Source organism: Streptomyces sp. NPDC090088 (assembly GCF_044747345.1).
Classification (GTDB): domain Bacteria; phylum Actinomycetota; class Actinomycetes; order Streptomycetales; family Streptomycetaceae; genus Streptomyces.
This window is the reverse complement of record NZ_JBIVDZ010000002.1, coordinates 195195-221958: the sequence shown is the minus strand read 5'-3', so window position 1 is coordinate 221958 and position 26764 is coordinate 195195. Positions and strand designations below refer to the sequence as shown.

The window sequence follows — 26764 nt, the reverse complement described above, 5'->3', positions numbered from 1 at the left end:
CCGTACGTCGTCCCTCGACCACTGCCTCCACGATAGGGGTCCGGACCGACAGCGCCCGACTTATCCACAGGCTGCCCGCCCGGGAGAGGGGCGTGGGGGCGGGTTCGCGCCCGGTGTCCCTCGTGGCGCAGGTTCCGGCCCGGTGTCCCTCGTGGCGCGGGTTCCGGCCCGGTCTCCCTCGTCCGGAGGTGCCCTCAGCCCTTTGGCGGTCTCCGCGTGGCGGCCGGGAGACGGCGGGGGCCATGCTGCACGGGCGGGACCGGGGAGGCCCGTGCTGTACGGAGGCGTCGCGCTCGCGTGCCTCGTCCGCCCCAAGGAGCTTCACGATGTCTCTCAGGTCCCGCACTGCCGGCGCCGTTCTGGCGCTGGCAGTGCCGTTCGCCCTGGCCGCGGTGCCTGCCGGCGCGGCTCCCGTCCCCGAACCCGATCCCGATCCGTTCGTGTGGACGGATCTGACCCCGACGTACACGGCGACGGCGGACTACCAGTACGAGCCGTTCGCGATCACGGACGGGTACACGCGTGCCGGTACCTGCGACCGGGCCGCCCTGGGCGGGGCGGGTTACCACTACGTCAAGAGGGACAACGTGGGCGGTCTCGATCCGGCGGAGCCCGCGGGTCTCCTCTACGAGACGGACGCCGGCGGCGGCCGGGCGCTGGTGGCGGTGGAGTGGATCGTGCCGGTCGGGACCGGATCGACTCCGCCGACGTTGTTCGGGCAGACGTTCCAGGGGCCGGGGACGGTTCCCGGTGTCGACGGGGCCGTGTACACGCTGCGGGCCTGGATCTGGAAGGACAATCCGAGCGGTCTGTTCGCGCCGTGGAATCCGACGGTGACGTGCGCGTAGGCCTGGGCCGCACGCGCGCGTGGGCCCCGGTTCCCGTGCGGGGAACCGGGGCCCACGGCTGTGGCGGACGACTCAGCGCACGAACACTCCGGCCTGGCTCGCCAGGTCCAGGAAGTACTGCGGTGCCACGCCGAGGACGAGGGTGACCGCCACGCCCAGGCCGATCGCCGCCATGGTCAGCGGTGACGGCACGGCGACGGTGGGACCCTCGGGCCTCGGTTCGCTGAAGAACATCAGGACGATCACGCGGATGTAGAAGAACGCGGCGATCGCCGACGAGATCACACCGATGACGACCAGCGGGGCCGCTCCGCCTTCGGCCGCCGCCTTGAACACGGCGAACTTCCCGGCGAAGCCGGAGGTGAGCGGGATGCCGGCGAAGGCCAGCAGGAAGACGGCGAAGACGGCGGCCACCAGCGGTGACCGGCGGCCGAGCCCCGCCCACTTGGACAGGTGGGTCGCCTCGCCGCCCGCGTCGCGCACCAGGGTGACCACGGCGAAGGCGCCGATGGTCACGAAGGAGTACGCGGCGAGGTAGAAGAGGACGGAGGACACGCCGTCCTTGGAGGTCGCGATGACACCCGCGAGGATGAATCCGGCGTGCGCGATCGACGAGTACGCCAGCAGTCGCTTGATGTCGGTCTGGGTGATCGCGACGATCGCGCCGCCCAGCATGGTGATGATCGCGACGCCCCACATGACGGGCCGCCAGTCCCAGCGCAGGCCGGGCAGGACCACGTACAGGAGCCGCAGCAGCGCGCCGAAGGCGGCCACCTTGGTCGCGGCGGCCATGAAGCCGGTGACCGGGGTGGGCGCGCCTTGGTAGACGTCGGGCGTCCACATGTGGAAGGGGACCGCGCCGACCTTGAAGAGCAGGCCCATGACGACGAGCGCGGTGCCGACCAGGAGCAGCGCGTCGTTGCCCATGGTGTCGGCGAGGGCCGGGTCGATGTTGGTGACGGTGCCGTCGACGACCTGGGCGATCGTGGAGTACGACACGGAGCCGGCGTAGCCGTACAGCAGGGCGATGCCGAACAGGGTGAACGCGGAGGCGAAGGCGCCGAGCAGGAAGTACTTGACGGCGGCTTCCTGGGACATGAGGCGCTTGCGGCGGGCGAGCGCGCACATCAGGTAGAGCGGGAGGGAGAAGACCTCCAGGGCCACGAAGAGCGTCAGCAGGTCGTTGGCCGAGGGGAACACCAGCATGCCCGCGACGGCGAAGAGCAGGAGCGGGAAGACCTCGGTGGTGGTGAAGCCCGCCTTCACCGCGGCCTTCTCGCTGTCGCTGCCGGGGACGGAGGCGGCCTGGGCGGCGAAGGAGTCGACGCGGTTGCCGTGGGCCTCGGGGTCGAGGCGGCGTTCGGCGAAGGTGAACAGGGCGACGAGGCCGGACAGCAGGATCGTTCCCTGGAGGAACAGGGAGGGTCCGTCGACGGCGATGGCGCCCATGGCGGCGATGTGCGCCTTCGTCGTGCCGTAGCCGTCCGCGGCGAGCGCGACGACCGCCGCGAAGGCCGCGCAGAGGGCTACCGCGGAGACGAAGACCTGTGCGTAGTAGCGGTTCTTGCGCGGGACGAACGCCTCTACCAGCACTCCGACGATCGCCGCGCCGACGACGATCAGGGTGGGCGACAATTGCCCGTATTCGATCTTCGGCGCGGGGATCTTCGAGATCGGCTCGGCCGCGGTTGTCCACAGGCTGTGGACGGCTGTTGCGCTCACTTGGCCGCCTCCACCTCGGGCTTGGGGTCGGTCTTGTGTACGTCCGACATGGTCTGTTTGACCGCCGGGTTGACGATGTCCGTGACGGGCTTCGGGTAGACGCCCAGGAAGATCAGGAGAACGATCAGCGGGGCGACCACGACGAGTTCGCGTGCCTTCAGGTCGGGCATCGCGGAGACCTCCGGTTTCACCGGGCCCGTCATCGTCCGCTGGTAGAGGACGAGGGTGTAGAGCGCGGCGAGGACGATGCCGAAGGTGGCGATGATCCCGATGGCCGGGTAGCGCGTGAACGTACCGACCAGGACCAGGAACTCGCTGACGAACGGGGCGAGGCCGGGCAGGGAGAGCGTGGCCAGGCCGCCGATCAGGAAGGTGCCGGCGAGGACCGGGGCGACCTTCTGCACACCGCCGTAGTCGGCGATGAGCCGCGAGCCGCGCCGGGAGATCAGGAAGCCGGCGACGAGCATCAGCGCGGCCGTGGAGATGCCGTGGTTGACCATGTAGAGGGTGGCGCCGGACTGGCCCTGGCTGGTCATCGCGAAGATGCCCAGGATGATGAAGCCGAAGTGCGAGATCGACGCGTAGGCGACCAGGCGCTTGATGTCGCGCTGGCCGACGGCGAGCAGTGCGCCGTAGATGATGCTGATCAGGGCGAGGACGAGGATGACCGGCGTCGCCCACTTGCTGGCCTCGGGAAAGAGCTGGAGGCAGAAGCGGAGCATCGCGAAGGTGCCGACCTTGTCGACGACCGCGGTGATGAGGACGGCGACGGGGGCGGTGGACTCCTGCATCGCGTTGGGCAGCCAGGTGTGCAGCGGCCACAGCGGCGCCTTCACCGCAAAGGCGAAGAAGAAGCCGAGGAACAGCCAGCGTTCGGTGCTGGTGGCCATGTGCAGGGTGCCGTTCGCGCGGGCCTGCGCGATCTCGGCGAGGGAGAAGTTCCCGGCGACGACATAGAGGCCGATCACCGCGGCCAGCATGATCAGGCCGCCGACCAGGTTGTAGAGGAGGAACTTCACGGCTGCGTACGACCGCTGGGTGGACGCCGTCTCCTCGCCGTGCTCGTGGGCGCGGTCGCCGAAGCCGCCGATGAGGAAGTACATCGGGATCAGCATGGCTTCGAAGAAGATGTAGAAGAGGAAGACGTCGGTGGCCTCGAAGGAGATGATCACCATCGCCTCGACGGCCAGGATCAGGGCGAAGAAGCCCTGGGTCGGCCGCCACCGCTTGCTGCCGGTCTCCAGCGGGTCGGCGTCGTGCCAGCCCGCCAGGATGATGAACGGGATCAGCAGGGCCGTGAGGGCAAGGAGCGCGACGGCGATGCCGTCGACGCCCAGTTCGTACCTGACGCCGAAGTCCGCGATCCAGGCGTGTGATTCGGTGAGCTGGTAGCGGGCGCCGTCCGGGTCGAAGCGGACCAGGACGACGATCGCGAGGACCAGGGTGGCGAGCGAGACCAGCAGCGCGAGCCATTTCGCGGCGGTGCGCCGCGCGGCCGGTACGGCGGCCGTGGCGACCGCGCCGACGGCCGGGAGCGCCGCTGTCGCTGTCAGCAGAGGAAAGGACATCGGTATCAGACCGCCCTCATCAGCAGGGTCGCGGCGACCAGGAGGGCAGCGCCGCCGAACATCGAGACCGCGTACGAGCGCGCGTAGCCGTTCTGGAGCTTGCGCAGCCGGCCGGAGAGTCCGCCGACGCCCGCCGCGGTGCCGTTGACGACGCCGTCGACCAGGGTGTGGTCGACGTACACCAGGGAGCGGGTGAGGTGTTCGCCGCCGCGGACGAGGACGACGTGGTTGAAGTCGTCCTGGAGGAGGTCGCGGCGGGCCGCGCGGGTGAGCAGCGAACCGCGCGGGGCGACGGCCGGGACGGGACGGCGGCCGTACTGGAGGTAGGCGATGCCGACGCCGATGACCAGGCAGACCATGGTGGCGCCGGTGACGGTGGCGGCGCTGAGCGGGGAGTCGCCCTCGCTGTGGCCGGTGATCGGCTCCAGCCAGTGCAGGAAGCGGTCGCCGATGCTGAAGAAGCCGCCGGCGAAGACCGAGCCGACCGCCAGGACGATCATCGGGATGGTCATGACCTTCGGGGACTCGTGCGGGTGCGGCTCGTGGCCGTGCTCGTCGGGCTGCCAGCGCTTCTCGCCGAAGAACGTCATCAGCATCACGCGCGTCATGTAGAAGGCGGTGATGGCGGCGCCGACGAGGGCGCAGGTGCCGAGGATCCAGCCCTCGGTGCCGCCCTTGGCGAACGCCGCCTCGATGATCTTGTCCTTGGAGAAGAAGCCGGACAGGCCGGGGAAGCCGATGATGGCGAGGTAGCCGAGGCCGAAGGTGATGAAGGTGACCGGCATGTACTTCCGCAGGCCGCCGTACCTGCGCATGTCGACCTCGTCGTTCATGCCGTGCATGACGGAACCTGCGCCGAGAAAGAGACCGGCCTTGAAGAAGCCGTGCGTGACCAGGTGCATGATCGCGAAGACGTAGCCGATCGGGCCGAGGCCGGCGGCGAGGACCATGTAGCCGATCTGCGACATGGTCGAACCGGCGAGCGCCTTCTTGATGTCGTCCTTGGCGCAACCGACGATCGCACCGAACAGGAGGGTGACGGCGCCGACGACGGTGACGACCAGTTGCGCGTCCGGGGCCGCGTTGAAGATCGCTCCGGAGCGGACGATGAGGTACACGCCCGCGGTCACCATGGTCGCCGCGTGGATGAGGGCCGAGACCGGGGTCGGGCCTTCCATGGCGTCGCCGAGCCAGGACTGCAGCGGTACCTGGGCGGACTTGCCGCAGGCGGCGAGCAGGAGCATCAGGCCGATCGCGGTGAGCTTGCCCTCGGAGGCCTCGGTGGCGTGGTCGAGGACCGGACCGAAGGCGAACGTGCCGAACGTCGTGAACATCAGCATGATCGCGATCGACAGGCCCATGTCGCCGACCCGGTTGACCAGGAAGGCCTTCTTGGCCGCCGTGGCCGCGCTGGGCTTGTGCTGCCAGAAGCCGATCAGCAGGTACGAGGCGAGACCGACGCCCTCCCAGCCGACGTACAGCAGCAGGTAGTTGTCGGCGAGGACGAGCAGCAGCATCGCCGCGAGGAACAGGTTGAGGTAGCCGAAGAAGCGGCGGCGGCGCTCGTCGTGCTCCATGTACCCGATCGAGTACACGTGGATGAGCGAGCCGACGCCGGTGATCAGCAGGACGAACGTCATCGACAGCTGGTCGAGGCGGAAGGTGACGTCCGCCTGGAAGCCCTCCACCGGCACCCAGGTGTACAGGTGCTGCATCAGGGTGCGGTGTTCGGGGTTCTTGCCCAGCAGATCGGCGAAGAGGATCACGCCGAACACGAAGGACGTCGTCGAAAGGAGCGTGCCGACCCAGTGGCCCACCGCGTCCAGGCGGCGGCCGCCGACCAGGAGGACGGCCGCTCCGAGCAGGGGCGCCGCGATCAGCAGCGCGATCAGGTTCTCTGCGTTCATACGGTCCAGCGCCCCTTACAACTTCATCAGGCTGGCGTCGTCGACCGAGGCCGAGTGGCGGGTACGGAACAGCGACACGATGATCGCGAGCCCGACCACGACCTCCGCGGCGGCGACGACCATCGTGAAGAAGGCGATGATCTGGCCGTCGAGATTGCCGTGCATCCGGGAGAAGACGACGAACGCGAGGTTGCAGGCGTTGAGCATGAGCTCGATGCACATGAAGACGACGATCGCGTTCCGTCTGATCAGCACACCGGTGGCACCGATCGTGAACAACAGGGCGGCGAGATAGAGGTAGTAGACCGGGTTCACTTCGACGCCTCCTCGCTCCGCTTGAGGTTCGCCGGCTCGATCGGGGTGCGCTCCAGCCGTTCCTCGGCGCGCTGTTCCAGGGCCCGCAGGTCGTTGAGCGCCTCCGCGGACACGTCACGGACCTGGCCGCGGTCGCGCAGCGTCTTGCTGACCGTGAGCTCGGAGGAGGTGCCGTCGGGCAGCAGGCCGGCGATGTCCACGGCGTTGTGGCGGGCGTAGACGCCGGGGGCGGGCAGCGGCGGTACGTGCTTGCCGTCGCGTACGCGCTGCTCGGACAGCTCGCGCTGGGTCTTGGGGCGTTCGGTGCGCTCGCGGTGGGTGAGCACCATGGCGCCGACGGCGGCCGTGATGAGCAGGGCGCCGGTGATTTCGAAGGCGAACACGTACTTGGTGAAGATGAGGGCGGCGAGGCCCTCGACGTTGCCGTTGGCGTTGGCCTGGCCGGTGCCGTTGAACTGCTTCAGGGAGGCGTTGGCGATGCCCGCGAAGAGCAGGACGCCGAAGCCGACCCCACAGAGAAGGGCCAGCCAGCGCTGGCCCTTGATGGTCTCCTGCAGGGAGTCGGCGGCGGTCACGCCGACCAGCATCACCACGAAGAGGAACAGCATCATGATCGCGCCGGTGTAGACGACGATCTGCACGATGCCCAGGAAGTAGGCGCCGTTGGCGAGGTAGAACACCGCCAGGATGATCATGGTTCCGGCGAGCGAGAGCGCGCTGTGCACGGCCTTCTTCATGAAGACGGTGGACAGGGCGCCGATCACGGCGACGGAGCCGAGGACCCAGAACTGGAAGGCCTCGCCGGTGGAGGTGGTGTAGGCGGCGAGTTGCGGGCTCATGCCTCCACCTCCTCGTCCTCGGGCTTCTCGCCCTTGGAGACGGCGACCTGCTGCACGGTCCCCGGCGCGGCCTCGGTGACCAGGCCCCGGTAGTAGTCCTGTTCGTCGGTCCCCGGGAAGATCGCGTGCGGGGTGTCGACCATGCCCTCGTCGAGGCCGGCGAGCAGCTGTTCCTTGGTGTAGATGAGGTTGGCGCGGCTGCTGTCGGCCAGTTCGAACTCGTTGGTCATCGTGAGCGCGCGCGTGGGGCACGCCTCGATGCACAGCCCGCACAGGATGCAGCGGGCGTAGTTGATCTGGTAGACGCGGCCGTAGCGCTCGCCCGGCGAGTAACGCTCCTCGTCGGTGTTGTCGGCGCCTTCCACATAGATGGCGTCGGCGGGGCAGGCCCAGGCGCACAGCTCGCAGCCGACGCACTTCTCCAGGCCGTCCGGATGGCGGTTGAGCTGGTGCCGTCCGTGGAACCGCGGAGCCGTGGTCTTCTTCTGCTCCGGGTACTGCTCGGTCAGCCGCTTCTTGAACATGGCCTTGAAGGTCACGCCGAAGCCGGCCACCGGGTTCTGGAAACCGGGTTTGGTCTCCTTGGGTTCCTCAGTCATCGGACGCCTCCTTTCCATCCGTGGATCCGTCACTCACAGTGTCCGACCCGCCACTGACAATCAGCTCCCGCTCCCGGCGCGGACTGCGCCGGGGCACCGGCGGCAGCTCCTGCCCGGGCAGCGGCGGTACGGGGAATCCGCCCGCCATCGGGTCGAACGCGGCCGGCTCGGCGTCGGCCTGCGCGGTCGCCTCCTTGCCCTTGTCGCGGAAGACGTCGACGACGAAGGACAGGAGCAGCAGGGCGAGGACGCCGCCGACGACGTACAGGGCGATGTCGGCGAAGTCGTAGTTCTCGTTGCGCAGGGTCCGCACGGTCGCGACGAGCATCAGCCAGACGACCGAGACCGGGATGAGGACCTTCCAGCCGAGCTTCATCAGCTGGTCGTAGCGCACGCGCGGGAGCGTGCCGCGCAGCCAGATGAAGAAGAACAGCAGCAGCTGGACCTTGATGACGAACCAGAGCAGCGGCCACCAGCCGTGGTTGGCGCCCTCCCAGAAGGCGCTGATCGGCCAGGGGGCGCGCCAGCCGCCGAGGAAGAGGGTGGTCGACACGGCGGAGACGGTGACCATGTTGACGTACTCGGCGAGCATGAACATCGCGAACTTGATCGACGAGTACTCGGTGTTGAAGCCGCCGACGAGGTCGCCCTCGGACTCGGGCATGTCGAACGGGGCGCGGTTGGTCTCGCCGACCATGGTGACGACGTAGATGATGAACGAGACCGGCAGCAGCAGGATGTACCAGCGGCCCTGCTGCTGTTCGACGATCGCCGACGTCGACATGGAGCCCGAGTAGAGGAACACGGAGGCGAACGCGGCGCCCATGGCGATCTCGTAGGAGATCATCTGCGCGCAGGAGCGCAGGCCGCCCAGGAGCGGGTACGTCGACCCGGAGCTCCAGCCGGCCAGCACGATGCCGTAGATGCCGACGGAGGCGACCGCGAGGATGTAGAGCATCGCGATCGGCAGGTCGGTGAGCTGCATCGCGGTGCGGGTGCCGAAGATGGAGATCTCGTTGTCGGCGGGGCCGAAGGGGATCACCGCGATCGCCATGAAGGCCGGGATGGCCGCGACGATCGGTGCGAGGACGTAGACGGCCTTGTCCGCGCGTTTGACGATGACGTCTTCCTTGAGCATCAGCTTGATGCCGTCGGCGAGCGACTGGAGCATGCCCCAGGGGCCGTGCCGGTTGGGGCCGATGCGCAGCTGCATCCAGGCGACGACCTTGCGCTCCCAGACGATGGAGAACAGCACGGTCACCATCAGGAAGGCGAAGCAGAACACCGCCTTGATGACGACCAGCCACCAGGGGTCGCGGCCGAACATGGAGAGGTCTTCAGCGGCGAGGTACGGGCTCATGCCTCCACCTCCTTGGGTGCCTCACCGGCGGTGGCCGCCGGGCCGATGCGGACGAGGGAGCCGGGCAGCGCTCCGGTGCCGGAGGCGACGCCGCCGGCGACCGAGTTCAGTGGGAGCCAGACCACGCGGTCGGGCATCTCGGTGATGCGGAGCGGGAGTTCGACGGTGCCGGAGGTTCCGGTGACGGCGATGAGGGCGCCGTCGCCGACGCCGGCCTCGGCGGCGGTCGCGGCGGACACGCGCGCGTGGGCGGCGTGCCGGGTGCCGGCGAGCGCCTCGTCGCCCTCCTGGAGGACGCCGTGGTCGAGGAGGAGCCGGTGTCCGGCGAGCACGGCCTCTCCGGCGGCGGGCCTGGGCAGCGAGGCCCCGGTCTCCGTCGGTGCGGAGGCCCGCGGTCCGTCCCAGGCGCCCAGCCGGTCCAGTTCCGTCCGCGCGGTGCGCAGATCGGGCAGGCCCAGATGGACGTCCATGGCGTCGGCGAGCATCTGCAGCACGCGCGCGTCGGTCGGCGGGAGCCTGCGGGTCATCTGGTCGGGCTTGAGGGCGGCCTCGAAGAAGCGGGCCCGGCCTTCCCAGTCGAGGAAGGTGCCGGCCTTCTCGGCGACCGCGGCGACCGGCAGGACGACGTCGGCGTGTTCGGTGACCTCGCTGGGCCGCAGCTCCAGGGAGACCAGGAAGCCGACGGCCTCCAGGGCCGCACGCGCGCGTGCCGGGTCGGGCAGGTCGGCGACCTCGACGCCGGCGACCACCAGCGCGGACAGTTCGCCGCGGACGGCGGCCTCGACGATCTGGCCGGTGTCGCGGCCGTAGCGGAGCGGGAGTTCGGACAGGCCCCAGACGGCGGCGACCTCCTCACGCGCGCGCGGGTCGGTGGCCGGGCGGCCGCCCGGCAGCAGCGACGGCAGCGCGCCCGCCTCGATCGCGCCGCGCTCCCCGGCCCGGCGCGGGATCCACACCAGCTGGGCGCCGGTGGCGGTGGCGGCCCGTACGGCGGCGGTGAGGCCGCCGGCGACCGACGCCAGCCGTTCTCCTACGACGATCACCGCGCCCTCGGTGCGCAGCGCCTCGGCGGCCCGGGTGCCGGAGTCCTCCAGGCCGACGCCGCTCGCGAGCGCGTCCAGCCACTCGGTCTCGGTGCCGGGCGCGGCCGGCAGCAGGGTGCCGCCCGCCTTCTCCAGCCCGCGCGTGGCGTACGTGGCGAGGGAGAACACCCGCTGCTTGTGCTTGCGCCAGGCCTTGCGCAGCCGCAGGAAGACGCCGGGGGCCTCCTCCTCCGACTCGAACCCGACCAGCAGGACGGCGGGCGCGTTCTCCAGGGAGGTGTAGGTGACGCCCGTGCCGTCGAGGTCACGGCCTCGGCCGGCTACCCGGGCGGCCAGGAAGTCGGCTTCCTCGCCGCTGTGCACGCGCGCGCGGAAGTCGATGTCGTTGGTGTCGAGCGCCACGCGCGCGAACTTGCTGTACGCGTAGGCGTCCTCGACGGTGAGCCGGCCGCCGGTCAGGACGCCGGCCCGGGAGCGGGCGGCGGCCAGTCCGCGGGCGGCCGCGTCCAGGGCCTCGGGCCAGGAGGCGGGCTCCAGCCGGCCGTTCGCACCGCGCACGAGCGGGGTCTCCAGCCGGTCCTTCTGCTGCGCGTACCGGAACCCGAAGCGTCCCTTGTCGCAGATCCACTCCTCGTTGACCTCGGGGTCGTTGGCGGCGAGCCGCCGCATGACCTTGCCGCGCCGGTGGTCGGTGCGGGTGGCGCAGCCGCCCGAGCAGTGCTCGCACACCGACGGCGAGGAGATCAGGTCGAAGGGGCGGGAGCGGAACCGGTACGCCGCCGAGGTCAGCGCGCCCACCGGGCAGATCTGGATGGTGTTGCCGGAGAAGTACGACTCGAACGGGTCGCCCTCGCCGGTGCCGACCTGCTGGAGCGCGCCGCGTTCCAGGAGCTCGATCATCGGGTCGCCGGCGACCTGGTTGGAGAACCGGGTGCAGCGGGCGCAGAGCACGCACCGTTCGCGGTCCAGGAGTACCTGGGTGGAGATCGGGACGGGCTTCTCGAAGGTGCGCTTCTTGCCGTCGAAGCGGGACTCGGCGTTGCCGTGCGACATCGCCTGGTTCTGCAGCGGGCACTCGCCGCCCTTGTCGCAGACCGGGCAGTCCAGCGGGTGGTTGATGAGCAGCAGCTCCATCACGCCGTGCTGGGCCTTTTCGGCGACCGGGGAGGTGAGGTGAGTCTTCACCACCATGCCGTCCGTACAGGTGATCGTGCAGGAGGCCATGGGCTTGCGCTGGCCCTCGACCTCGACGATGCACTGGCGGCAGGCGCCGGCCGGGTCCAGCAGGGGGTGGTCGCAGAAGCGCGGGATCTCGATGCCGAGTTGTTCGGCGGCGCGGATGACCAGGGTGCCCTTGGGCACGCTGATCTCGACGCCGTCGATCGTCAGCGTGACGAGGTCCTGCGGCGGGACCGCCGCCGTTCCCCCCGAGGAGGGGGAACTCGTGGTCACGGTCATGCGTTCACCTCCGGGCGGTCCGCCCAGGCCGTCGACTTGGCCGGGTCGAAGGGGCAGCCCCGGCCCGTGATGTGCTGCTCGTACTCCTCGCGGAAGTACTTCAGCGAGGAGAAGATCGGGGACGCCGCGCCGTCGCCGAGGGCGCAGAAGGACTTGCCGTTGATGTTGTCGGCGATGTCGTTGAGCTTGTCGAGGTCGGACATGACGCCCTTGCCGGCCTCGATGTCGCGGAGCAACTGCACGAGCCAGTAGGTGCCTTCGCGGCAGGGGGTGCACTTGCCGCAGGACTCGTGGGCGTAGAACTCGGTCCAGCGGGTGACGGCGCGCACCACGCAGGTGGTCTCGTCGAAGCACTGGAGTGCTTTGGTGCCGAGCATGGAACCGGCGGCGCCCACTCCCTCGTAGTCCAGGGGGACGTCGAGGTGTTCGTCGGTGAACATGGGCGTCGAGGAGCCGCCCGGTGTCCAGAACTTCAGGCGGTGGCCGGCGCGCATCCCGCCGCTCATGTCGAGGAGCTGGCGCAGGGTGATGCCGAGCGGGGCCTCGTACTGGCCGGGGCTGGCGACATGGCCGCTGAGGGAGTAGAGCGTGAAGCCGGGGGACTTCTCGCTCCCCATCGACCTGAACCAGTCCTTGCCCTTGTGCAGGATGGCGGGAACCGAGGCGATGGACTCGACGTTGTTCACAACAGTCGGGCAGGCGTAGAGCCCTTCGACAGCCGGGAAGGGAGGACGCAGTCGCGGTTGGCCGCGGCGGCCTTCGAGCGAGTCGAGCAGGGCGGTCTCCTCACCGCAGATGTACGCGCCGGCGCCGGCGTGCACGGTGAGCTGGAGATCGAGTCCGCTGCCGAGGATGTTCTCGCCGAGGAAGCCGGCCTCGTAGGCCTCGCGCACGGCCTCGTGCAACCGCCGCAGGACGGGGACGACCTCACCCCGCAGGTAGATGAAGGCATGCGACGACCGGATGGCGTAGCACGCGATCACGATGCCCTCGATGAGGCTGTGCGGGTTGGCGAAGAGGAGCGGGATGTCCTTGCAGGTCCCGGGTTCCGACTCGTCGGCGTTGACAACCAGATAGTGCGGTTTGCCGTCTCCCTGCGGAATGAACTGCCACTTCATCCCGGTGGGGAATCCGGCGCCGCCGCGGCCGCGCAGTCCGGACTCCTTCACATAGGCGATCAGGTCGTCCGGTGACATCGCGAGCGCCTTGCGGAGCCCCTCGTATCCTTCGTGCCTTCGGTAGACGTCGAGCGTCCAGGACCGGTCCTCGTCCCAGAAGGCCGACAGCACGGGTGCGAGCAGCTTCTCGGGGCTGGTGTCCTTCAGGTCGGGTGCCACCGTCATCACTCCCCCTCCTCTGCGGACGGTGCTTCGTGGGATTCCTGGGCGCGCGGGTGGACCACGCGCGCGGGTGCGGTCTCGCCCTTGGCCAGGCGCAGGCCCACCAGCGAGGCGGGTCCGGCGCTGCCGCTCTCCTCGACGGCCCCGGGGCGTTCGTCGGGGAAGCCGGCCAGGATGCGCGCGGTCTCCTTGAAGGTGCAGACGCGGGCGCCGCGGGTGGGTTCGACGTCCCGGCCCATGCGCAGGTCGTCGACGAGCCGTTTGGCGCTGGCGGGGGTCTGGTTGTCGAAGAACTCCCAGTTGACCATCACGACCGGGGCGTAGTCGCAGGCCGCGTTGCACTCGATGTGCTCCAGGGTGACCTTGCCGTCGGCGGTGGTCTCGCCGTTGCCGACGCCCAGGTGCTCCTGGAGGGTCTCGAAGATCGCGTCGCCGCCCATCACCGCGCACAGCGTGTTGGTGCAGACGCCCACCTGGTAGTCGCCGGAGGGCCGCCGCCGGTACATGGTGTAGAAGGTGGCGACGGCGGTGACCTCGGCCGTGGTCAGCTCCAGCACGTCCGCGCAGAACCGCATCCCGGTGCGGGTGACGTGTCCCTCCTCCGACTGCACGAGGTGCAGCAGCGGCAGCAGGGCGGACCGGGAGTCGGGGTAGCGGGCGATGATCTCGCGCGCGTCCGCCTCCAGCCGGGCCCGGACGTCGTCGGGGTACGCGGGCGCGGGCAGCTCGGGCATGCCCAGGCTGATACCGCGCTCCGAGGAAGAGGTGGTCACCGGTCGACGCCTCCCATCACGGGGTCGATGGACGCGACGGCGACGATGACGTCGGCGACCTGGCCGCCCTCGCACATCGCCGCCATGGCCTGCAGGTTGGTGAAGGACGGGTCGCGGAAGTGGACCCGGAAGGGGCGGGTGCCGCCGTCGGACACGGCGTGCACGCCGAGTTCGCCCTTGGGTGACTCGACGGCCGCGTAGGCCTGGCCGGGCGGGACCCTGAAGCCCTCGGTGACCAGCTTGAAGTGGTGGATCAGGGCCTCCATGGAGGTGCCCATGATCTTCTTGATGTGGTCGAGGGAGTTGCCGAGCCCGTCGGGGCCCAGGGCGAGCTGGGCGGGCCAGGCGATCTTCTTGTCGGCGACCATGACCGGGCCGGGCTGGAGCCGGTCCAGGCACTGCTCGACGATCCCGAGCGACTGGCGCATCTCCTCCAGCCGGATCAGGAAGCGGCCGTAGGAGTCGCAGGTGTCGGCGGTCGGGACCTCGAAGTCGTAGGTCTCGTAGCCGCAGTACGGCTGGGCCTTGCGCAGGTCGTGCGGGAGGCCGGTGGAGCGCAGGATCGGGCCGGTCGCGCCGAGCGCCATGCAGCCGGCCAGGTCCAGGTAGCCGACGTCCTGCATGCGGGCCTTGAAGATGGGGTTCCCGGTGGCGAGCTTGTCGTACTCCGGGAGGTTCTTCCGCATCTTCTTCACGAACTCGCGGATCTGGTCCACGGCGCCGGGCGGCAGGTCCTGCGCGAGGCCGCCGGGGCGGATGTACGCGTGGTTCATCCGCAGGCCGGTGATGAGCTCGTAGAGATCGAGAATCATTTCACGATCACGGAAGCCGTAGATCATGATCGTGGTGGCGCCGAGTTCCATGCCGCCGGTGGCGATGCACACCAGGTGGGAGGAGAGCCGGTTCAGCTCCATCAGGAGCACCCGGATGATCTTGGCGCGCTCGGTGATCTCGTCCTCGATGCCGAGGAGCTTCTCGACGGCGAGACAGTAGGCGGTCTCGTTGAAGAAGGACGTCAGGTAGTCCATGCGCGTCACGAACGTGGTGCCCTGCGTCCAGGTGCGGAACTCGAGGTTCTTCTCGATCCCGGTGTGGAGGTAGCCGATGCCGCAGCGGGCCTCGGTGACGGTCTCGCCGTCGATCTCCAGGATGAGGCGGAGCACTCCGTGGGTGGACGGGTGCTGGGGACCCATGTTGACGACGATGCGTTCGTCGTCGGCGCGGGCCGCGGACTGGACGATCTCGTCCCAGTCGCCGCCGGTGACCGTGTACACGGTGCCCTCGGTGGTCTCCCGCGGAGTTGCGTGCTGCGTGCTCATGAGTACGACCTCCGCTGGTCCGGAGCCGGGATCTGGGCGCCCTTGTACTCGACGGGGATGCCGCCGAGGGGGTAGTCCTTGCGCTGCGGATGGCCCTGCCAGTCGTCCGGCATCATGATCCGCGTCAGGGCCGGGTGACCGTCGAAGACGATCCCGAAGAAGTCGTAGGTCTCGCGCTCGTGCCAGTCGTTGGTCGGATAGACGGAGACCAGGGACGGGATGTGCGGGTCGGCGTCCGGGGCGCTGACCTCCAGGCGGATCAGCCGGTTGTGGGTGATCGAGCGCAGGTGGTAGACGGCGTGCAGCTCGCGGCCCTTGTCGTGGAGGTAGTGGACGCCGCTGACCCCGGTGCACAGTTCGAAGCGGAGCGCCGGGTCGTCGCGCAGGGTGCGGGCGACGCGCGGCAGGTGCTCGCGTTCGATGTGGAAGGTGATCTCGTCGCGGTCGACGACCGTCTTCTCGATGGCGTTGCCGGGGAGCAGTCCCTGCTCCTCCAGGGCGCCCTCCAGCTCGTCGGCGACCTCGTCGAACCAGCCGCCGTAGGGGCGGGCGGCCGGCCCCGGGAGCCGGACCGAGCGGACCAGGCCGCCGTAGCCGGAGGTGTCGCCGCCGTTGTTCGCGCCGAACATGCCGCGCTGGACGCGGATCTCCTCACCACCCTGGCCGCGCTGGCCGGGGAGGTTGTCGGCGGCCATGTCCTTCTCGGGGTTCACCCCGTTGTGACCGTTCGCGTCGCTCACCGCAGCAGCCCCTTCATCTCGATCGTGGGCAGGGCCTTGAGCGCCGCCTCCTCCGCCTCGCGGGCGGCCTCCTCGGCGTTGACGCCGAGCTTGGAGGACTGGATCTTCTGGTGGAGCTTGAGGATCGCGTCCATCAGCATCTCGGGGCGCGGCGGGCAGCCGGGCAGATAGATGTCGACGGGGACGACGTGGTCGACGCCCTGGACGATCGCGTAGTTGTTGAACATGCCGCCCGAGGAGGCGCAGACGCCCATGGAGATCACCCACTTGGGGTTGGGCATCTGGTCGTAGACCTGCCTCAGCACCGGCGCCATCTTCTGGCTGACCCGGCCGGCGACGATCATGAGGTCGGCCTGGCGGGGTGAGCCGCGGAAGACCTCCATGCCGAAGCGGGCCAGGTCGTAGCGGCCGGCGCCGGTGGTCATCATCTCGATGGCGCAGCAGGCGAGGCCGAAGGTGGCGGGGAAGACGGACGCCTTGCGCACCCAGCCCGCGGCCTGCTCGACGGTGGTCAGCAGGAATCCGCTCGGCAGCTTTTCTTCGAGTCCCATGTCTAAAGGCCCCTCAGTCCCATTCCAGGCCGCCGCGCCGCCAGACGTACGCGTAGGCGACGAAGACGGTGAGCACGAAGAGCAGCATCTCCACGAGCCCGAAAACACCCAGGGCGTCGAAGGTGACGGCCCAGGGGTAGAGGAAGACGATCTCGATGTCGAAGACGATGAAGAGCATCGCCGTCAGGTAGTACTTGATCGGGAAACGCCCGCCGCCGGCCGGCGTGGGGGTCGGCTCGATACCGCACTCGTAGGCTTCGAGCTTGGCGCGGTTGTACCGCTTCGGACCGATCAGCGTGGCCATGACCACGGAGAAGATCGCAAAGCCTGCCCCGAGGGCTCCCAGTACGAGGATGGGCGCATAGGCGTTCACCGCTCCTCGCTCCTCTCAGTCGGCACTGACTGGTGGCGGTTCGGATCGGGCTCCCCACCTGCCTCATCCGTCCCGCGAACCCCGCGCGTCCCGGGCGAAGATCGCGAACATGTGAAGCAGGTCACAAGCCCAACTGCCTCGCATCTTATGCCCGCCGCTCTGTGATCTGCGACACGGGGTATTACACAAGCTTTGTGATCTCCACCACCTGACGATCGATCATGAAGTCGGATGAGTGGTGATCTTCGCACGCGAAGCGTCCAGCTGATCACCAGAGGTGACATTTTCGATCGTCGCCGCAGGCGGGAGGGGGTCCTGGGTGGGCGTCTCTATATCAAGAGGGTTCCCCTGCATGCAAATTGGCGATGGACAGGGCGCGCTGATAGTGGACCGCATTCACACATCAGAGGGAGGCGCGGGGCGCGATGTGGACGCGTGCACGCGTTCACGAACTCGGACGGACTCGATCACCGAGCGGATCACGCCCGGGTCACGCGCGGATCACGCATTGGATCACGCATCGGATCACGCGGAGGTTCCGCGCGAGACGCACCCCTCCAGGTAACCGTTCCGTGACCTGCGCCACATCGATGAGAGGCGTCTGAGAACCGGGCTTGGCCAATCATCTCAACCGATGGTAAGCGGGGGGCAATCCGGGCGTAATGGCGAAAGGGCGTGATCACGGGCGTGATCACAGGCGTCCACAATGTCCGTTACGGCGTCAATAAAGAACGACACGCGAGGGATTTACGGGATCCATTGAGCAACTGTGGCGCAGCACACGTTTCTTGAAGATATGAAGGAGCCCCTGGTACCCGTTGTTCTCATGTCCCACACCGCTCACATACGCAGCCACCGGAAGCCCCGCCGCAGCGCGACGACAAACATCGCCGTGCGTGCCGGAGTTGCCAGTGGCGTCCTCGGCATGGCAGCGGCGGGCGCGGCCTCGGCGAGTGCCGCCGAACCCGTGACGCAGACGCTCGAACTGCCCATCCTGACGGCCGATGTGGCCACCCAGGTGGCGCAGTCCGCCGACGCCACGCAGCAGGCCGCGGCGAACTACTCGCTGCAGGCCGAGCGTGACGCTGCCGCCACAAAGGCCGCGAAGCAGGCCAAGTCGGACCTCGCTGACGCGAAGAAGAAGGCCGAGGCCAAGAAGAAGGCCGAGGCGGCCCGCAAGGCCGCGGCGGAGCAGGCCGCCTCGCGCAGCGCCGAGCGGACCACCCTCAGCGCCACCGCGTCCAGCTCCAGCGCCTCCACGAGCACGTCCACGGCGACCGGTTCGGCCGCCGCCGTCGTGGCCTTCGTGAAGGCGCAGATCGGCGACGCCTACGTCTCCGGCGGCACGGGCCCCAACTCGTGGGACTGCTCGGGTCTCGTGCAGGCCGCCTTCAAGTCGGTCGGCGTCAGCCTGCCGCGCGTCTCGCAGGACCAGTCCACGCAGGGCACCCAGGTCTCGCTGAGCAACCTCCAGCCCGGCGACATCCTCTACTGGGGCAGCGCGGGCAGCGCGTACCACGTGGCGGTGTACGTGGGCGACGGCATGTTCGTCGGCGCGCAGAACCCGTCCAGCGGCGTCGGAGAGCACCCCCTGTCGTACGACCCGCCGACCGGCGCGGTCCGCGTGCTCTGAGAATCAGGGCAACAGCGACAACCAGGGCAACACACCAGCACGGAAGGGCCGCAGCCGCTCGGGGGCAGCGGCCCTTCCGGCTGTCCGCGGACTCCCGCGGACGCCCGCGCACTCCCCTGGACGTCCGTGGACGTTTTCCACAGACCTCCGCGCACGTTTTCCACAGGCCCCCCGCGAACCCGGTGCCTCCTGGGATCCTCGACGCAGGCCGCTCGCACGGAGCGGCGGCCCGAGAACCGAGAAGGAGACACCGCGATGCCACGCGTCTTCGTCCAGGGGAACCCCATGGACCACTACCCCCGGCACGCCCCCGAGGCCCGGCACGGTTCGGTGCGCCGGATCACCGAGACCGGCGAGGAGGTCCTGCACAAGCCGTGCCGGGACGTCACCGAGTTCGGCCCCGACCTCGCCGCGCTGATCGACGACATGTTCCTCACGATGTACATCGCCGACGGAGCCGGCCTCGCCGCCAACCAAGTGGGGGTCGATCTGCGCCTGTTCGTGTACGACTGCCCCGACGATGACGGTGTCCGACATGTCGGACACATTGTCAACCCTGTACTGGAGGCGCTGGACCCGGCCGCGCGACGGCTGCTCGACGACAGCGAGGGGTGCCTGTCGGTGCCGGGCGCCACGATGGACGTACCGCGACCGGACCGGGCGGTCGTCCACGGGCAGGACAAGGAAGGCAATCCGCTCACCCTTGAGGGAACGGGGTATTTCGCCCGCTGTCTCGCGCACGAGACGGACCATGTGAACGGGCGCGTGTATCTCGACCGGCTCTCCAAGCGGGAGCGGAAGGAAGCACTGCGGCAGGTGGCGGACCGGCGGGAGGACGTCTACGCCCGCCGGGCCGCCAACATCGAGGCGATCGGCTCCTAGGAGCGGTCAGGCCTTCGGGGCCACCTTGCTCAGGCCGTTGATGATGCGGTCCATCGCGTCGCCGCCGGTCGGGTCGGTGAGGTTGGCCAGCAGCTTGAGGGTGAACTTCATCAGCATCGGGTGGGTCAGGCCGCGCTGGGCGGCGATCTGCATGACCTTCGGGTTGCCGATGAGCTTCACGAAGGCGCGGCCCAGCGTGTAGTAGCCGCCGTAGGTGTCCTTGAGGACGCGCGGGTAGCGCTGCAGGGCGAGTTCGCGGCCGCTGGGCGTGGCCCGCGCGTGGGCCTGGACGATGACGTCGGCGGCGATCTGGCCGGACTCCATGGCGTAGGCGATGCCCTCGCCGTTGAAGGGGTTCACCAGGCCGCCGGCGTCGCCGACGAGGAGCAGGCCGCGCGTGTAGTGGGGCTGGCGGTTGAAGGCCATGGGGAGGGCGGCACCGCGGATCGGGCCGGTCATGTTCTCCGGGGTGTAGCCCCAGTCCTCGGGCATGGAGGCGCACCAGGCCTTGAGGACCTCGCGCCAGTCCAGTTCCTTGAAGGAGTCGGAGGTGTTCAGGACACCGAGGCCCACGTTGGAGGTGCCGTCGCCCATGCCGAAGATCCAGCCGTAGCCGGGAAGGAGGCGGTCCTGGGGGCCGCGGCGGTCCCAGAGTTCCAGCCAGGACTCCAGGTAGTCGTCCTCGTGCCGGGGGGAGGTGAAGTAGGTCCGGACGGCCACGCCCATCGGGCGGTCCTCGCGGCGGTGCAGGCCCATCGCGAGGGAGAGCCGGGTGGAGTTGCCGTCGGCGGCCACGACGAGGGGCGCGTGGAAGGTGACTTCGCGCTTCTCCTCGCCGAGCTTGGCGTGCACGCCGGTGATCCGGCCGGTGCGGTCGTCGATGATCGGGGCGCCGACGTTGCACCGCTCGAAGAGCCGCGCACCCGCCTTCTGGGCCTGGCGGGCGAGCTGTTCGTCGAAGTCGTCGCGCTTGCGGACGAGGCCGTAGTCGGGGAAGGAGGCGAGATCCGGCCAGTCCAGCTGGAGGCGGGTGCCGCCGCCGATGATGCGCAGGCCCTTGTTGCGCAGCCAGCCGGCCTCCTCGGAGATGTCGACGCCCATGGCGACCAGCTGTTTCACCGCGCGCGGGGTGAGTCCGTCGCCGCACACCTTCTCGCGCGGGAACTCGGTCTTCTCCAGCAGGAGTACGTCGAGGCCGGACTTGGCGAGGTGGTACGCCGTCGTGGAGCCGGCTGGCCCCGCGCCGACGACGATGACATCGGCGGTGTTTTCGGAGAGGGGCTCGGTCACGGCGGGGGCTCCCCAAGGCTCGAAATCTGCGTGCCGACCGGCACTGGACATGGGCAGTCTATTCAGCGGTACTGATCACCCGGCTGAAGGGCTGCCCCTGTGAACCGAGCTCTCCCCGCGGTACGGCTGCGTGTGCCCACGCACGAGGACGCGTTGGCCTGGCACCGGGTCTTCGACGACCCGGATGTGATGGAGTTCCACGGCGGCCGGTCCGCGGAGCTGTCCGTCTACGAGGAGCTCACCGCCCGCCAGCGCCGGCACGACGCGGAACTCGGCTTCTGCCTGTGGACGATGACCGACGAGGCCGGACGGGTCATCGGCTTCACCGGCGGCCAGCCGTGGCCGCGGGAGTGGGGGCCGAGGGGCGAGATCGAGATCGGCTGGCGGCTCGCGCGGGAGTACTGGGGCAAGGGGTACGCGACGGCGGCGGCACAGATGACGCTGGAGCGGCTGCGGGCGGCGGGCGTGCCGAAGGTGGTGGCGATGGTCCGGCCCGGGAACGAGCGGTCGGTCGCGGTCGCCCGCCGCCTCGGAATGGAACTGGCGGAGACCTTCCCGCATCCGCGGTTCGCGGAGGAGGCGCTCTGCTTCCGGCTCGACCTGTAGACCAATTACACAGAGTGACGATCTGTTACAGAAAGACACTTGGCGCTTCCGGCCGCCATATGCCGGGGGTTACCCTTCCAGTACCGCTGGGGGTGACATCTGTGCACATAACACCCAAAACACCCGAAGTGCGTGTGCCACGGCTGGTCGGGCTGATGGCCGTGGACGCGCGCGAGACCGCCCAGGCGCGGGGTCTGTTCCTCAACGCGCCGGACCGGCCGGACTTCCATCTCACGGTCGTCGACTATGTCGTGCGCCAGTTCCCGCAGCCCGGTGCCGAGGTGCCGCGGGACTCGATGGTGTACGTGTGGTTCGACTTCGGTGAGGGCGAGGGCGGCGGGGGCGTGCGCGAGCCACGCGTCCCACGGCCGCCGTCGGGCGGGCTGCAGCGCGAGCTGGACCGGCCCGGGGACGCCTTCGAGGTGAGCAGCCTGTGAGTAGGTCGTCGGGTCCCCGGTCGGGGCTCAGGCCGCCTTGAAGCCCCGGTGCAGGGCGACGATCCCGCCGCTGAGGTTGCGCCAGGCCGTCTTCGACCAGCCCGCCTCGCGCAGCCGTCCGGCCAGCGCGGGCTGGTCGGGCCAGGCACGGATGGACTCGGCGAGGTAGACGTAGGCCTCGGGGTTGGAGGAGACCGCGCGGGCGACCGGCGGCAGCGCCCGCATCAGGTACTCGGTGTAGACGGTCCGGAAGGGCGCCCAGGTGGGGTGCGAGAACTCGCAGATCACCACCCGTCCGCCCGGCCGGGTCACCCGGTACATCTCGCGCAGGGCCGCGTCGGTGTCCTGGACGTTGCGCAGCCCGAAGGAGATCGTCACGGCATCGAAGGTGTCGTCCTTGAACGGCAGCTTCGTGGCGTCCCCCGCGGTGAAGGGCATCCAGGGGTTGCGCCGCTTGCCGACCTGGAGCATCCCCTGGGAGAAGTCGCAGGGCACGACATAGGCGCCGGCCCGGGCGAACGGCTGGGAGGAGGTGCCCGTGCCGGCCGCCAGGTCCAGGATCTTCTGCGCGGGGCGCGCGTCGACGGCCTTGGCGACCTCCTTGCGCCACTGCCGGTCCTGGCCGAGCGACAGCACGTCGTTGGTCAGGTCGTACCGTTCCGCCACGTCGTCGAACATCGAGGCGACTTCGTGCGGCTGCTTGTTCAGGGAGGCGCGGGTCACCTCACCATTCTTGCAGCACGCCGTCACGGAAGAAGTTTGGGCTTCTTCTTCGCGGCCACGTCCTCCACCCAGCCGCACAGCACGATGAAGACCGCGATCAGGATCCAGCCGACGCCGAACATGAACCACTGGCTGTCCAGCGGGAGCCATTTCTCGAACGCGGGCACGTTCCACATCTGGTCGATCAGCGGGACCGCCAGGATCAGCGCGATCTCGTGCCAGAGGTAGATCGTCACCGCGCGGGCGTTGAAGACCGTGACTGTCCGGTCGAGCCGCCGGAAGCGGGTCAGCCAGGCGAAGTCGATCTTGAAGTAGGCCTTCGCCCACATCAGCAGCATCACGAACCCGGCCGACCAGAAGGCCTGGGCGAGCGGGTTCTCGTCCAGGTCGTACGTCCCGAAGTCGGCCTGGTGGGAGAAGGCGTACCAGCCGCCGTACGCCACCGCGGCGAGCGAGGCGACGACCACCAGGGCCGGCTTCATCCGCTGGAGCACGCCGTCGCGGTGCGCGAAGCCGAGGATCCAGCAGAAGAGGTACGTCGACAGGTCCCACAGGGCGCTGCCGAAGCGGTTGTCCGGGCCCGACCAGACGAAGTTCAGGACCAGGATCGGGGCCAGCGAGCCCAGCAGCACCGGGATCGGGGCCTTGCGGAAGAGCCACAGCAGGGCCGGGGAGAGCAGGACGAACCACAGGTACGTCCGCAGGTACCAGAGGATCTCCCAGGCCTGCTCACCCCACGCGTTGCCCGGCGGGTCGCCGAGCGGCACGACCCAGTAGACGATCTGCCAGCCGGGCATCCAGTCGTGGATCAGCATCGCCAGGACGACGAAGACGCCCCAGAACCAGAAGGGGGGCAGGAGACGGCGCAGGCGGCTCTTCACGACCTTGAGCGCGGGACGCTCCAGGGACTTCGCCATCAGCGTGCCGGCCAGGCCGAACATGATGCCCATGGAGGGGAAGATCATCCCGCACCAGGCCCACCCGAAGGTGTGATAGGTGACGACCCGGATCAGGGCGACCGCGCGGAGCGTGTCGAAGTAGCGGTCGCGCCCGGCGGGCCTGGGCCGCGGGTCGGGGGCAGGGCCGGAAGCGGCGGCGGGGGCGGGCTGCGGCTCCTCGACGACGGGCGCCGGTTCCCGCTCGGGCACGGGCTCCGGCTCCACCACCGGCGGGAGCGGAGCCGTCTGGTCCGCCGCCGGGGTGTAGCCGTAGTCGACGTACTGCTGTTGCTGCGGGTACGGCTGCTGCGCGTACTGCTGCTGGCCGCCGTACGGGTTGTAGTCGTAGCCGTAGCCCTGCTGCTGGTACGGGTTCTGCTGCTGGTCCCAGCTCATCAGCCGCTCACCCCCGCCGGGGTGCCGACCTCGCCCGTGCGCTTGAGCTTCTGCCAGCGCAGGCGGCCGCCGGTGAGGGCGGTGATGCAGGAGTGGATGAGGACCAGGTACATCATCTGACGGTAGGCGAGCTGCTGGAGCGGCATCATCAGCAGGTAGCGGTACCGCTCCTTGTCGAGGCGGAACGCGTAGGCGGCGCAGGCCAGCTGGATGCCGAGGACGGCGAGCCAGGCGAGCAGGGCCGCCTCGAAGTCGACGAAGATCATGGAGTAGACCGTGAAGACGTCGATGAGGGGCGCGAAGACCGGCGTGACGATCTGGAAGAGGACGACCAGGGGCATGCCGACCCGGCCGAAGCGGCCCGAGGGGCCCTTGTCCGTGAGGGACTTGCGGTGCTTCCACAGCGCCTGCATGGTGCCGTAGGACCAGCGGTAGCGCTGGGACCACAGCTGCTTGAGCGAACCGGGCGCCTCCGTCCAGGCCTTGGCGTGCTCCTGGTAGACGACCCGCCAGCCCGCGCGGTGCATGGCGATGGTGATGTCGGTGTCCTCGGCGAGGGTGTCCTCGCTCATCCCGCCGACCTGGAGGACCGCGTCGCGGCGGAACGCGCCGATCGCGCCGGGGATGGTGGGCATGCAGCGCAGCAGGTCGTACATGCGGCGGTCCAGGTTGAAGCCCATCACGTACTCGATGTGCTGCCAGGCGCCGATGACCGTGTTGCGGTTGCCGACCTTGGCGTTGCCGGCGACCGCGCCGACCTCGGGGTCGGCGAAGGGCTGCACCAGCTGGTGCACCGCGTCCGGCTCGAAGACGGTGTCGCCGTCCATCATGATGACGATGTCGTACGTGGCGTTGCGGACACCGTTGTTGAGGGCGGCCGGCTTGCCCGCGTTCTCCTGCCGGACGACCCGGACGTTGGCCATGCCGAGCTTGTCGGCGGCGGCGCGGGCGATCTCCGAGGTGCCGTCCGTGGAACCGTCGTCGACGACGATGACCTCGATCGGGTGGGTGCTCTGCGCCAGCGACTCCAGGGTGTTGGCGATGCACTCCTTCTCGTTGTACGCCGGGACGATCACGCTCACCGGGCCGGTGACCGTCGGACCCCAGCTGAAGCGGCGTTTGTTGCGCTGTCTGTAGTGGCGGCGGGCGATGAGCAGCATCATCCCGAAGCGGCCCATGACCGCGACGCCGACGACGAGCAGCAGGTAGGAGAGGACCGGCAGGGCCCATTCGGCGATCGCGACCGCCACGATGAGCGCCTTGCCCTCGTAGAGGGTCATGCCGGTGGCGGTGCGGTGGGCCGCCTGGAGACGGGCGGTGGTGGAGGCGGAACCGTTCTGGCCGTTCTGGCCGTTCGGCGCGGTGCCGGTGCCCCCGCTCTCGCCGTTCGGGGCGGTGCCGCCCTCGCCGGTCGGTGCGTTGCCGGTGCCGGTGCCGGTGCCGGCGAGGGCGCCGGCCTCGGCGACCCCGGTGGCGGTCTGACCACCGGTGCCGCTCGTGCCACTCGTGCCGTTGCTCGCGGCGGCGGACTGCCGGTTGGTGGCGTTCCGCTTCTCGATGACCCCGCTGATGGTGGTGAAGGTGTAGCCCTTCGCCTTCATCTTCTTGATGTACGTCGGCAGCGCCTTGATCGTCTGCGAGCGCTCGCCACCGGCGTCGTGGAAGAGCACCGAGGCGCCCTTGTTCTTCTTCGGCGTGGCCCACTTGATGATCTTCGAGACGCCCGGCTTCTTCCAGTCGTCGCTGTCGGTGTCGACGAAGACGCTGGTGTAGCCCTCCTTGCCGAGCTTCTGGTAGACGGGCCAGCTGTAGTTGTCGATGGCGTCGGTCTCGGAGGAGTACGGCGCGCGGAAGAGGGTCGTCGTGATGCCGGCCGCACCGGCCAGCGCCAGCTGGGTCTGCTGCATCTCGCGGTTGACCCGGGCGTCGCTCTGGTACGACAGGTCGACGTGCGTGAAGGTGTGGATGCCCACCTCGTTGCCCTGCTGGACCATCGACTTCACGATGCTCGGGTAGCGCGACACCATCGAGCCGACCAGGAAGAACGTACCCGGTACGTCGTTCTCCTCAAGGATCTTGAGGACCTGCGGGGTCCAGGTCGGGTTGGGGCCGTCGTCGAAGGTGAGCGCGATGGTCTTGGAGGGGACGGAGACAGTGGTCGCCTGGCCGCCCCGGAAGGTGAGGATCGGGCCGCCGTCGAGGATCTTGTCCGGCACCTTGCTGGAACTGGCGCCGCTGCGGACCCGGTTGTCGCCGCCGACCTCTGCGCGCAGATAGCCGTCGAGCAGCATCACGCAGGTCAGCGCCAGCAGAATCAGCAGCGCGAGGATGACACGTGGTTTCTGCAGCGCCGCGGCCCGGCCCGCCGCCCGCTCGATACGGGAGGGGGCGCGCCTGCGGCCGCGTGAGGACGTCGGTGTAGTCATGGGGAGAGGCCTGCGTTTCCGGTCAGTCGGCGGTGGCGGATGCGGAGGCGGACGGGGTGGCGGCGGTCGGGGTGGCGGACGGCGGGGCCGACGGGCGGCCGCTGGGTGCGCCGATCTGACGGCCGATGCCGCCCTGCGGGCGCTCGCCGCCGGGGGCGCTGCCGCCGCGTGCGAAGTCGGGGATCAGCGAGTCCGGGGTGAGCGAGGTCCCCCAGCCCATGAAGGCGGCGCCGAGCACTCCCGTGTAGGCGAGGCAGACGACACCGAGGAGGAGGCCGACACGGCGCAGGACCTTGGACCGGCGGCCGGACGAGTCGACGAAGACGGGCCCCTCGGCAGACCCGTTGCCTTGTTTGCGGCGGCGACCGCGCATGCTGGCGCGGCTTTCGATGGCAGGCTCGGATTGCATTCCTCGGATATTAGGGAGTCTTTATGTGACCGCCTTCGGAGTTCTTGTGAGGTGACCATGAGAATCCCCTTAACCTGTCTTTTGGCTGAGAGATTCTGTGAACAGCTGCGGGAGCGGTAGGGGTGGGGAAACTACCTCAACACCCCTTTTGCGATGACCGATTCATCCGTTTCAGCGGCTTCGTTCCATGAGTTTTCTATGTATCCGCCGAACAGTTGAACACCATGTACGTGTGAGACGTTTTCCTTTCGAATCAGGCTTTGTTTCGA

The 26764-nt window shown here is 69.1% G+C and carries 24 protein-coding genes; 5 read left to right on the top strand and 19 right to left on the bottom strand.

Going from position 1 to position 26764, the window contains the following annotated elements; translation table 11 throughout:
- The first annotated feature begins 326 nt into the window (after positions 1-326).
- Positions 327-848 carry a hypothetical protein gene (locus ACIPSJ_RS09645; protein ID WP_359210339.1) on the top strand — a complete coding sequence of 174 codons (522 nt, stop codon included), beginning with the start codon at positions 327-329 and terminating at the stop codon, positions 846-848.
- 72 nt (positions 849-920) lie between these two features.
- On the opposite strand, the gene nuoN is transcribed toward ACIPSJ_RS09645, so the two are convergent.
- The 14 genes from nuoN to ACIPSJ_RS09575 are packed head-to-tail and all read right to left on the bottom strand — an operon-like array spanning position 921 to position 16755.
- Entirely contained in the window at positions 921-2570 is a 1650-nt protein-coding gene (gene nuoN / locus ACIPSJ_RS09640) for an NADH-quinone oxidoreductase subunit NuoN (protein ID WP_359210336.1), read from the bottom strand.
- On the bottom strand, positions 2567-4138 hold the full coding sequence (locus ACIPSJ_RS09635; protein WP_359210333.1) for an NADH-quinone oxidoreductase subunit M: 1572 nt from the start codon (positions 4136-4138) through the stop codon (positions 2567-2569). Before ACIPSJ_RS09635 ends, nuoN begins: the two co-directional genes overlap by 4 nt.
- Positions 4139-4143: 5 nt before the next feature.
- Entirely contained in the window at positions 4144-6045 is a 1902-nt protein-coding gene (gene nuoL, locus ACIPSJ_RS09630) for an NADH-quinone oxidoreductase subunit L (protein ID WP_359210330.1), read from the bottom strand.
- Between the two features lie 15 nt (positions 6046-6060).
- Positions 6061-6360, bottom strand: a complete 300-nt coding sequence (gene nuoK / locus ACIPSJ_RS09625; protein WP_046726439.1) for an NADH-quinone oxidoreductase subunit NuoK — start codon at positions 6358-6360, stop codon at positions 6061-6063.
- Positions 6357-7199, bottom strand: a complete 843-nt coding sequence (locus ACIPSJ_RS09620) for an NADH-quinone oxidoreductase subunit J (RefSeq protein ID WP_365692477.1) — start codon at positions 7197-7199, stop codon at positions 6357-6359. The genes nuoK and ACIPSJ_RS09620 overlap by 4 nt, the downstream gene beginning before the upstream one ends.
- Entirely contained in the window at positions 7196-7798 is a 603-nt protein-coding gene (gene nuoI, locus ACIPSJ_RS09615) for an NADH-quinone oxidoreductase subunit NuoI (RefSeq protein ID WP_359210324.1), read from the bottom strand. Before nuoI ends, ACIPSJ_RS09620 begins: the two co-directional genes overlap by 4 nt.
- Positions 7791-9158, bottom strand: coding sequence for an NADH-quinone oxidoreductase subunit NuoH (gene nuoH, locus ACIPSJ_RS09610; RefSeq protein ID WP_365692478.1), 1368 nt, complete (start codon positions 9156-9158; stop codon positions 7791-7793). The genes nuoI and nuoH overlap by 8 nt, the downstream gene beginning before the upstream one ends.
- Positions 9155-11659 carry an NADH-quinone oxidoreductase subunit G gene (locus ACIPSJ_RS09605; RefSeq protein WP_401344866.1) on the bottom strand — a complete coding sequence of 835 codons (2505 nt, stop codon included), beginning with the start codon at positions 11657-11659 and terminating at the stop codon, positions 9155-9157. The genes nuoH and ACIPSJ_RS09605 overlap by 4 nt, the downstream gene beginning before the upstream one ends.
- Entirely contained in the window at positions 11656-13002 is a 1347-nt protein-coding gene (gene nuoF, locus ACIPSJ_RS09600; protein ID WP_401344864.1) for an NADH-quinone oxidoreductase subunit NuoF, read from the bottom strand. Before nuoF ends, ACIPSJ_RS09605 begins: the two co-directional genes overlap by 4 nt.
- The gene (gene nuoE, locus ACIPSJ_RS09595) at positions 13002-13772 is read right to left on the bottom strand and encodes an NADH-quinone oxidoreductase subunit NuoE (RefSeq protein ID WP_359210314.1); all 771 of its coding nucleotides are present in this window, start codon (positions 13770-13772) and stop codon (positions 13002-13004) included. The genes nuoF and nuoE overlap by 1 nt, the downstream gene beginning before the upstream one ends.
- Complete coding sequence (locus ACIPSJ_RS09590; protein WP_359210311.1) at positions 13769-15091, bottom strand: NADH-quinone oxidoreductase subunit D; 1323 nt, start codon at positions 15089-15091, stop codon at positions 13769-13771. The genes nuoE and ACIPSJ_RS09590 overlap by 4 nt, the downstream gene beginning before the upstream one ends.
- Entirely contained in the window at positions 15088-15831 is a 744-nt protein-coding gene (locus tag ACIPSJ_RS09585; protein WP_355709624.1) for an NADH-quinone oxidoreductase subunit C, read from the bottom strand. The genes ACIPSJ_RS09590 and ACIPSJ_RS09585 overlap by 4 nt, the downstream gene beginning before the upstream one ends.
- Positions 15828-16382, bottom strand: a complete 555-nt coding sequence (locus tag ACIPSJ_RS09580; protein WP_030174336.1) for an NADH-quinone oxidoreductase subunit B family protein — start codon at positions 16380-16382, stop codon at positions 15828-15830. The genes ACIPSJ_RS09585 and ACIPSJ_RS09580 overlap by 4 nt, the downstream gene beginning before the upstream one ends.
- Positions 16383-16395: 13 nt before the next feature.
- On the bottom strand, positions 16396-16755 hold the full coding sequence (locus ACIPSJ_RS09575) for an NADH-quinone oxidoreductase subunit A (protein WP_007383963.1): 360 nt from the start codon (positions 16753-16755) through the stop codon (positions 16396-16398).
- A gap of 826 nt (positions 16756-17581) precedes the next feature.
- On the opposite strand from ACIPSJ_RS09575, the gene ACIPSJ_RS09570 reads away from it, so the two are divergent.
- On the top strand, positions 17582-18388 hold the full coding sequence (locus ACIPSJ_RS09570; protein WP_359210307.1) for a C40 family peptidase: 807 nt from the start codon (positions 17582-17584) through the stop codon (positions 18386-18388).
- A 255-nt stretch (positions 18389-18643) separates the two neighbouring features.
- The gene (def, locus tag ACIPSJ_RS09565) at positions 18644-19270 is read left to right on the top strand and encodes a peptide deformylase (RefSeq protein ID WP_359210304.1); all 627 of its coding nucleotides are present in this window, start codon (positions 18644-18646) and stop codon (positions 19268-19270) included.
- A 6-nt stretch (positions 19271-19276) separates the two neighbouring features.
- On the opposite strand, the gene ACIPSJ_RS09560 is transcribed toward def, so the two are convergent.
- A complete protein-coding gene (locus ACIPSJ_RS09560) occupies positions 19277-20611 on the bottom strand; it encodes a geranylgeranyl reductase family protein (protein ID WP_401344860.1) in 1335 nt (444 codons plus the stop codon).
- A gap of 48 nt (positions 20612-20659) precedes the next feature.
- Here ACIPSJ_RS09560 and ACIPSJ_RS09555 point away from each other — a divergent pair, with 48 nt between their 5' ends.
- Positions 20660-21166: a GNAT family N-acetyltransferase gene (locus tag ACIPSJ_RS09555; protein WP_401344858.1), complete on the top strand. Its 507-nt coding sequence runs from the start codon at positions 20660-20662 to the stop codon at positions 21164-21166.
- A gap of 155 nt (positions 21167-21321) precedes the next feature.
- Entirely contained in the window at positions 21322-21603 is a 282-nt protein-coding gene (locus tag ACIPSJ_RS09550; protein WP_393538503.1) for a PASTA domain protein, read from the top strand.
- Between the two features lie 27 nt (positions 21604-21630).
- Here the strand turns inward: ACIPSJ_RS09550 and ACIPSJ_RS09545 are convergent, their stop codons facing one another.
- From ACIPSJ_RS09545 to ACIPSJ_RS09530, 4 genes are read right to left on the bottom strand one after another with little or no spacing between them, the layout of a single operon-like run.
- The gene (locus ACIPSJ_RS09545; RefSeq protein WP_359210295.1) at positions 21631-22326 is read right to left on the bottom strand and encodes a demethylmenaquinone methyltransferase; all 696 of its coding nucleotides are present in this window, start codon (positions 22324-22326) and stop codon (positions 21631-21633) included.
- A 23-nt stretch (positions 22327-22349) separates the two neighbouring features.
- Positions 22350-23660 (bottom strand): acyltransferase, encoded by a 1311-nt coding sequence (locus ACIPSJ_RS09540; RefSeq protein ID WP_401344855.1) that lies wholly within the window; start codon positions 23658-23660, stop codon positions 22350-22352.
- The gene (locus ACIPSJ_RS09535; RefSeq protein WP_401344853.1) at positions 23660-26086 is read right to left on the bottom strand and encodes a bifunctional polysaccharide deacetylase/glycosyltransferase family 2 protein; all 2427 of its coding nucleotides are present in this window, start codon (positions 26084-26086) and stop codon (positions 23660-23662) included. Before ACIPSJ_RS09535 ends, ACIPSJ_RS09540 begins: the two co-directional genes overlap by 1 nt.
- A gap of 22 nt (positions 26087-26108) precedes the next feature.
- Entirely contained in the window at positions 26109-26495 is a 387-nt protein-coding gene (locus ACIPSJ_RS09530) for a hypothetical protein (protein WP_355709641.1), read from the bottom strand.
- Positions 26496-26764 lie beyond the last annotated feature (269 nt).

Excerpts from the sequence above, each read along its gene's own strand:
- ACIPSJ_RS09645 (WP_359210339.1), top strand. The coding sequence starts at position 327 with ATGTCTCTCAGGTCCCGCACTGCCGGCGCCGTTCTGGCGCTGGCAGTG.
- ACIPSJ_RS09635 (WP_359210333.1), bottom strand. The coding sequence starts at position 4,138 with ATGTCCTTTCCTCTGCTGACAGCGACAGCGGCGCTCCCGGCCGTCGGC.
- nuoL (WP_359210330.1), bottom strand. The coding sequence starts at position 6,045 with ATGAACGCAGAGAACCTGATCGCGCTGCTGATCGCGGCGCCCCTGCTC.
- ACIPSJ_RS09620 (WP_365692477.1), bottom strand. The coding sequence starts at position 7,199 with ATGAGCCCGCAACTCGCCGCCTACACCACCTCCACCGGCGAGGCCTTC.
- nuoI (WP_359210324.1), bottom strand. The coding sequence starts at position 7,798 with ATGACTGAGGAACCCAAGGAGACCAAACCCGGTTTCCAGAACCCGGTG.
- nuoH (WP_365692478.1), bottom strand. The coding sequence starts at position 9,158 with ATGAGCCCGTACCTCGCCGCTGAAGACCTCTCCATGTTCGGCCGCGAC.
- ACIPSJ_RS09605 (WP_401344866.1), bottom strand. The coding sequence starts at position 11,659 with ATGACCGTGACCACGAGTTCCCCCTCCTCGGGGGGAACGGCGGCGGTC.
- nuoF (WP_401344864.1), bottom strand. The coding sequence starts at position 13,002 with ATGACGGTGGCACCCGACCTGAAGGACACCAGCCCCGAGAAGCTGCTC.
- ACIPSJ_RS09590 (WP_359210311.1), bottom strand. The coding sequence starts at position 15,091 with ATGAGCACGCAGCACGCAACTCCGCGGGAGACCACCGAGGGCACCGTG.
- ACIPSJ_RS09580 (WP_030174336.1), bottom strand. The coding sequence starts at position 16,382 with ATGGGACTCGAAGAAAAGCTGCCGAGCGGATTCCTGCTGACCACCGTC.
- ACIPSJ_RS09570 (WP_359210307.1), top strand. The coding sequence starts at position 17,582 with ATGTCCCACACCGCTCACATACGCAGCCACCGGAAGCCCCGCCGCAGC.
- def (WP_359210304.1), top strand. The coding sequence starts at position 18,644 with ATGCCACGCGTCTTCGTCCAGGGGAACCCCATGGACCACTACCCCCGG.
- ACIPSJ_RS09560 (WP_401344860.1), bottom strand. The coding sequence starts at position 20,611 with ATGTCCAGTGCCGGTCGGCACGCAGATTTCGAGCCTTGGGGAGCCCCC.
- ACIPSJ_RS09550 (WP_393538503.1), top strand. The coding sequence starts at position 21,322 with ATGGCCGTGGACGCGCGCGAGACCGCCCAGGCGCGGGGTCTGTTCCTC.
- ACIPSJ_RS09540 (WP_401344855.1), bottom strand. The coding sequence starts at position 23,660 with ATGAGCTGGGACCAGCAGCAGAACCCGTACCAGCAGCAGGGCTACGGC.
- ACIPSJ_RS09535 (WP_401344853.1), bottom strand. The coding sequence starts at position 26,086 with ATGACTACACCGACGTCCTCACGCGGCCGCAGGCGCGCCCCCTCCCGT.
- ACIPSJ_RS09530 (WP_355709641.1), bottom strand. The coding sequence starts at position 26,495 with ATGCAATCCGAGCCTGCCATCGAAAGCCGCGCCAGCATGCGCGGTCGC.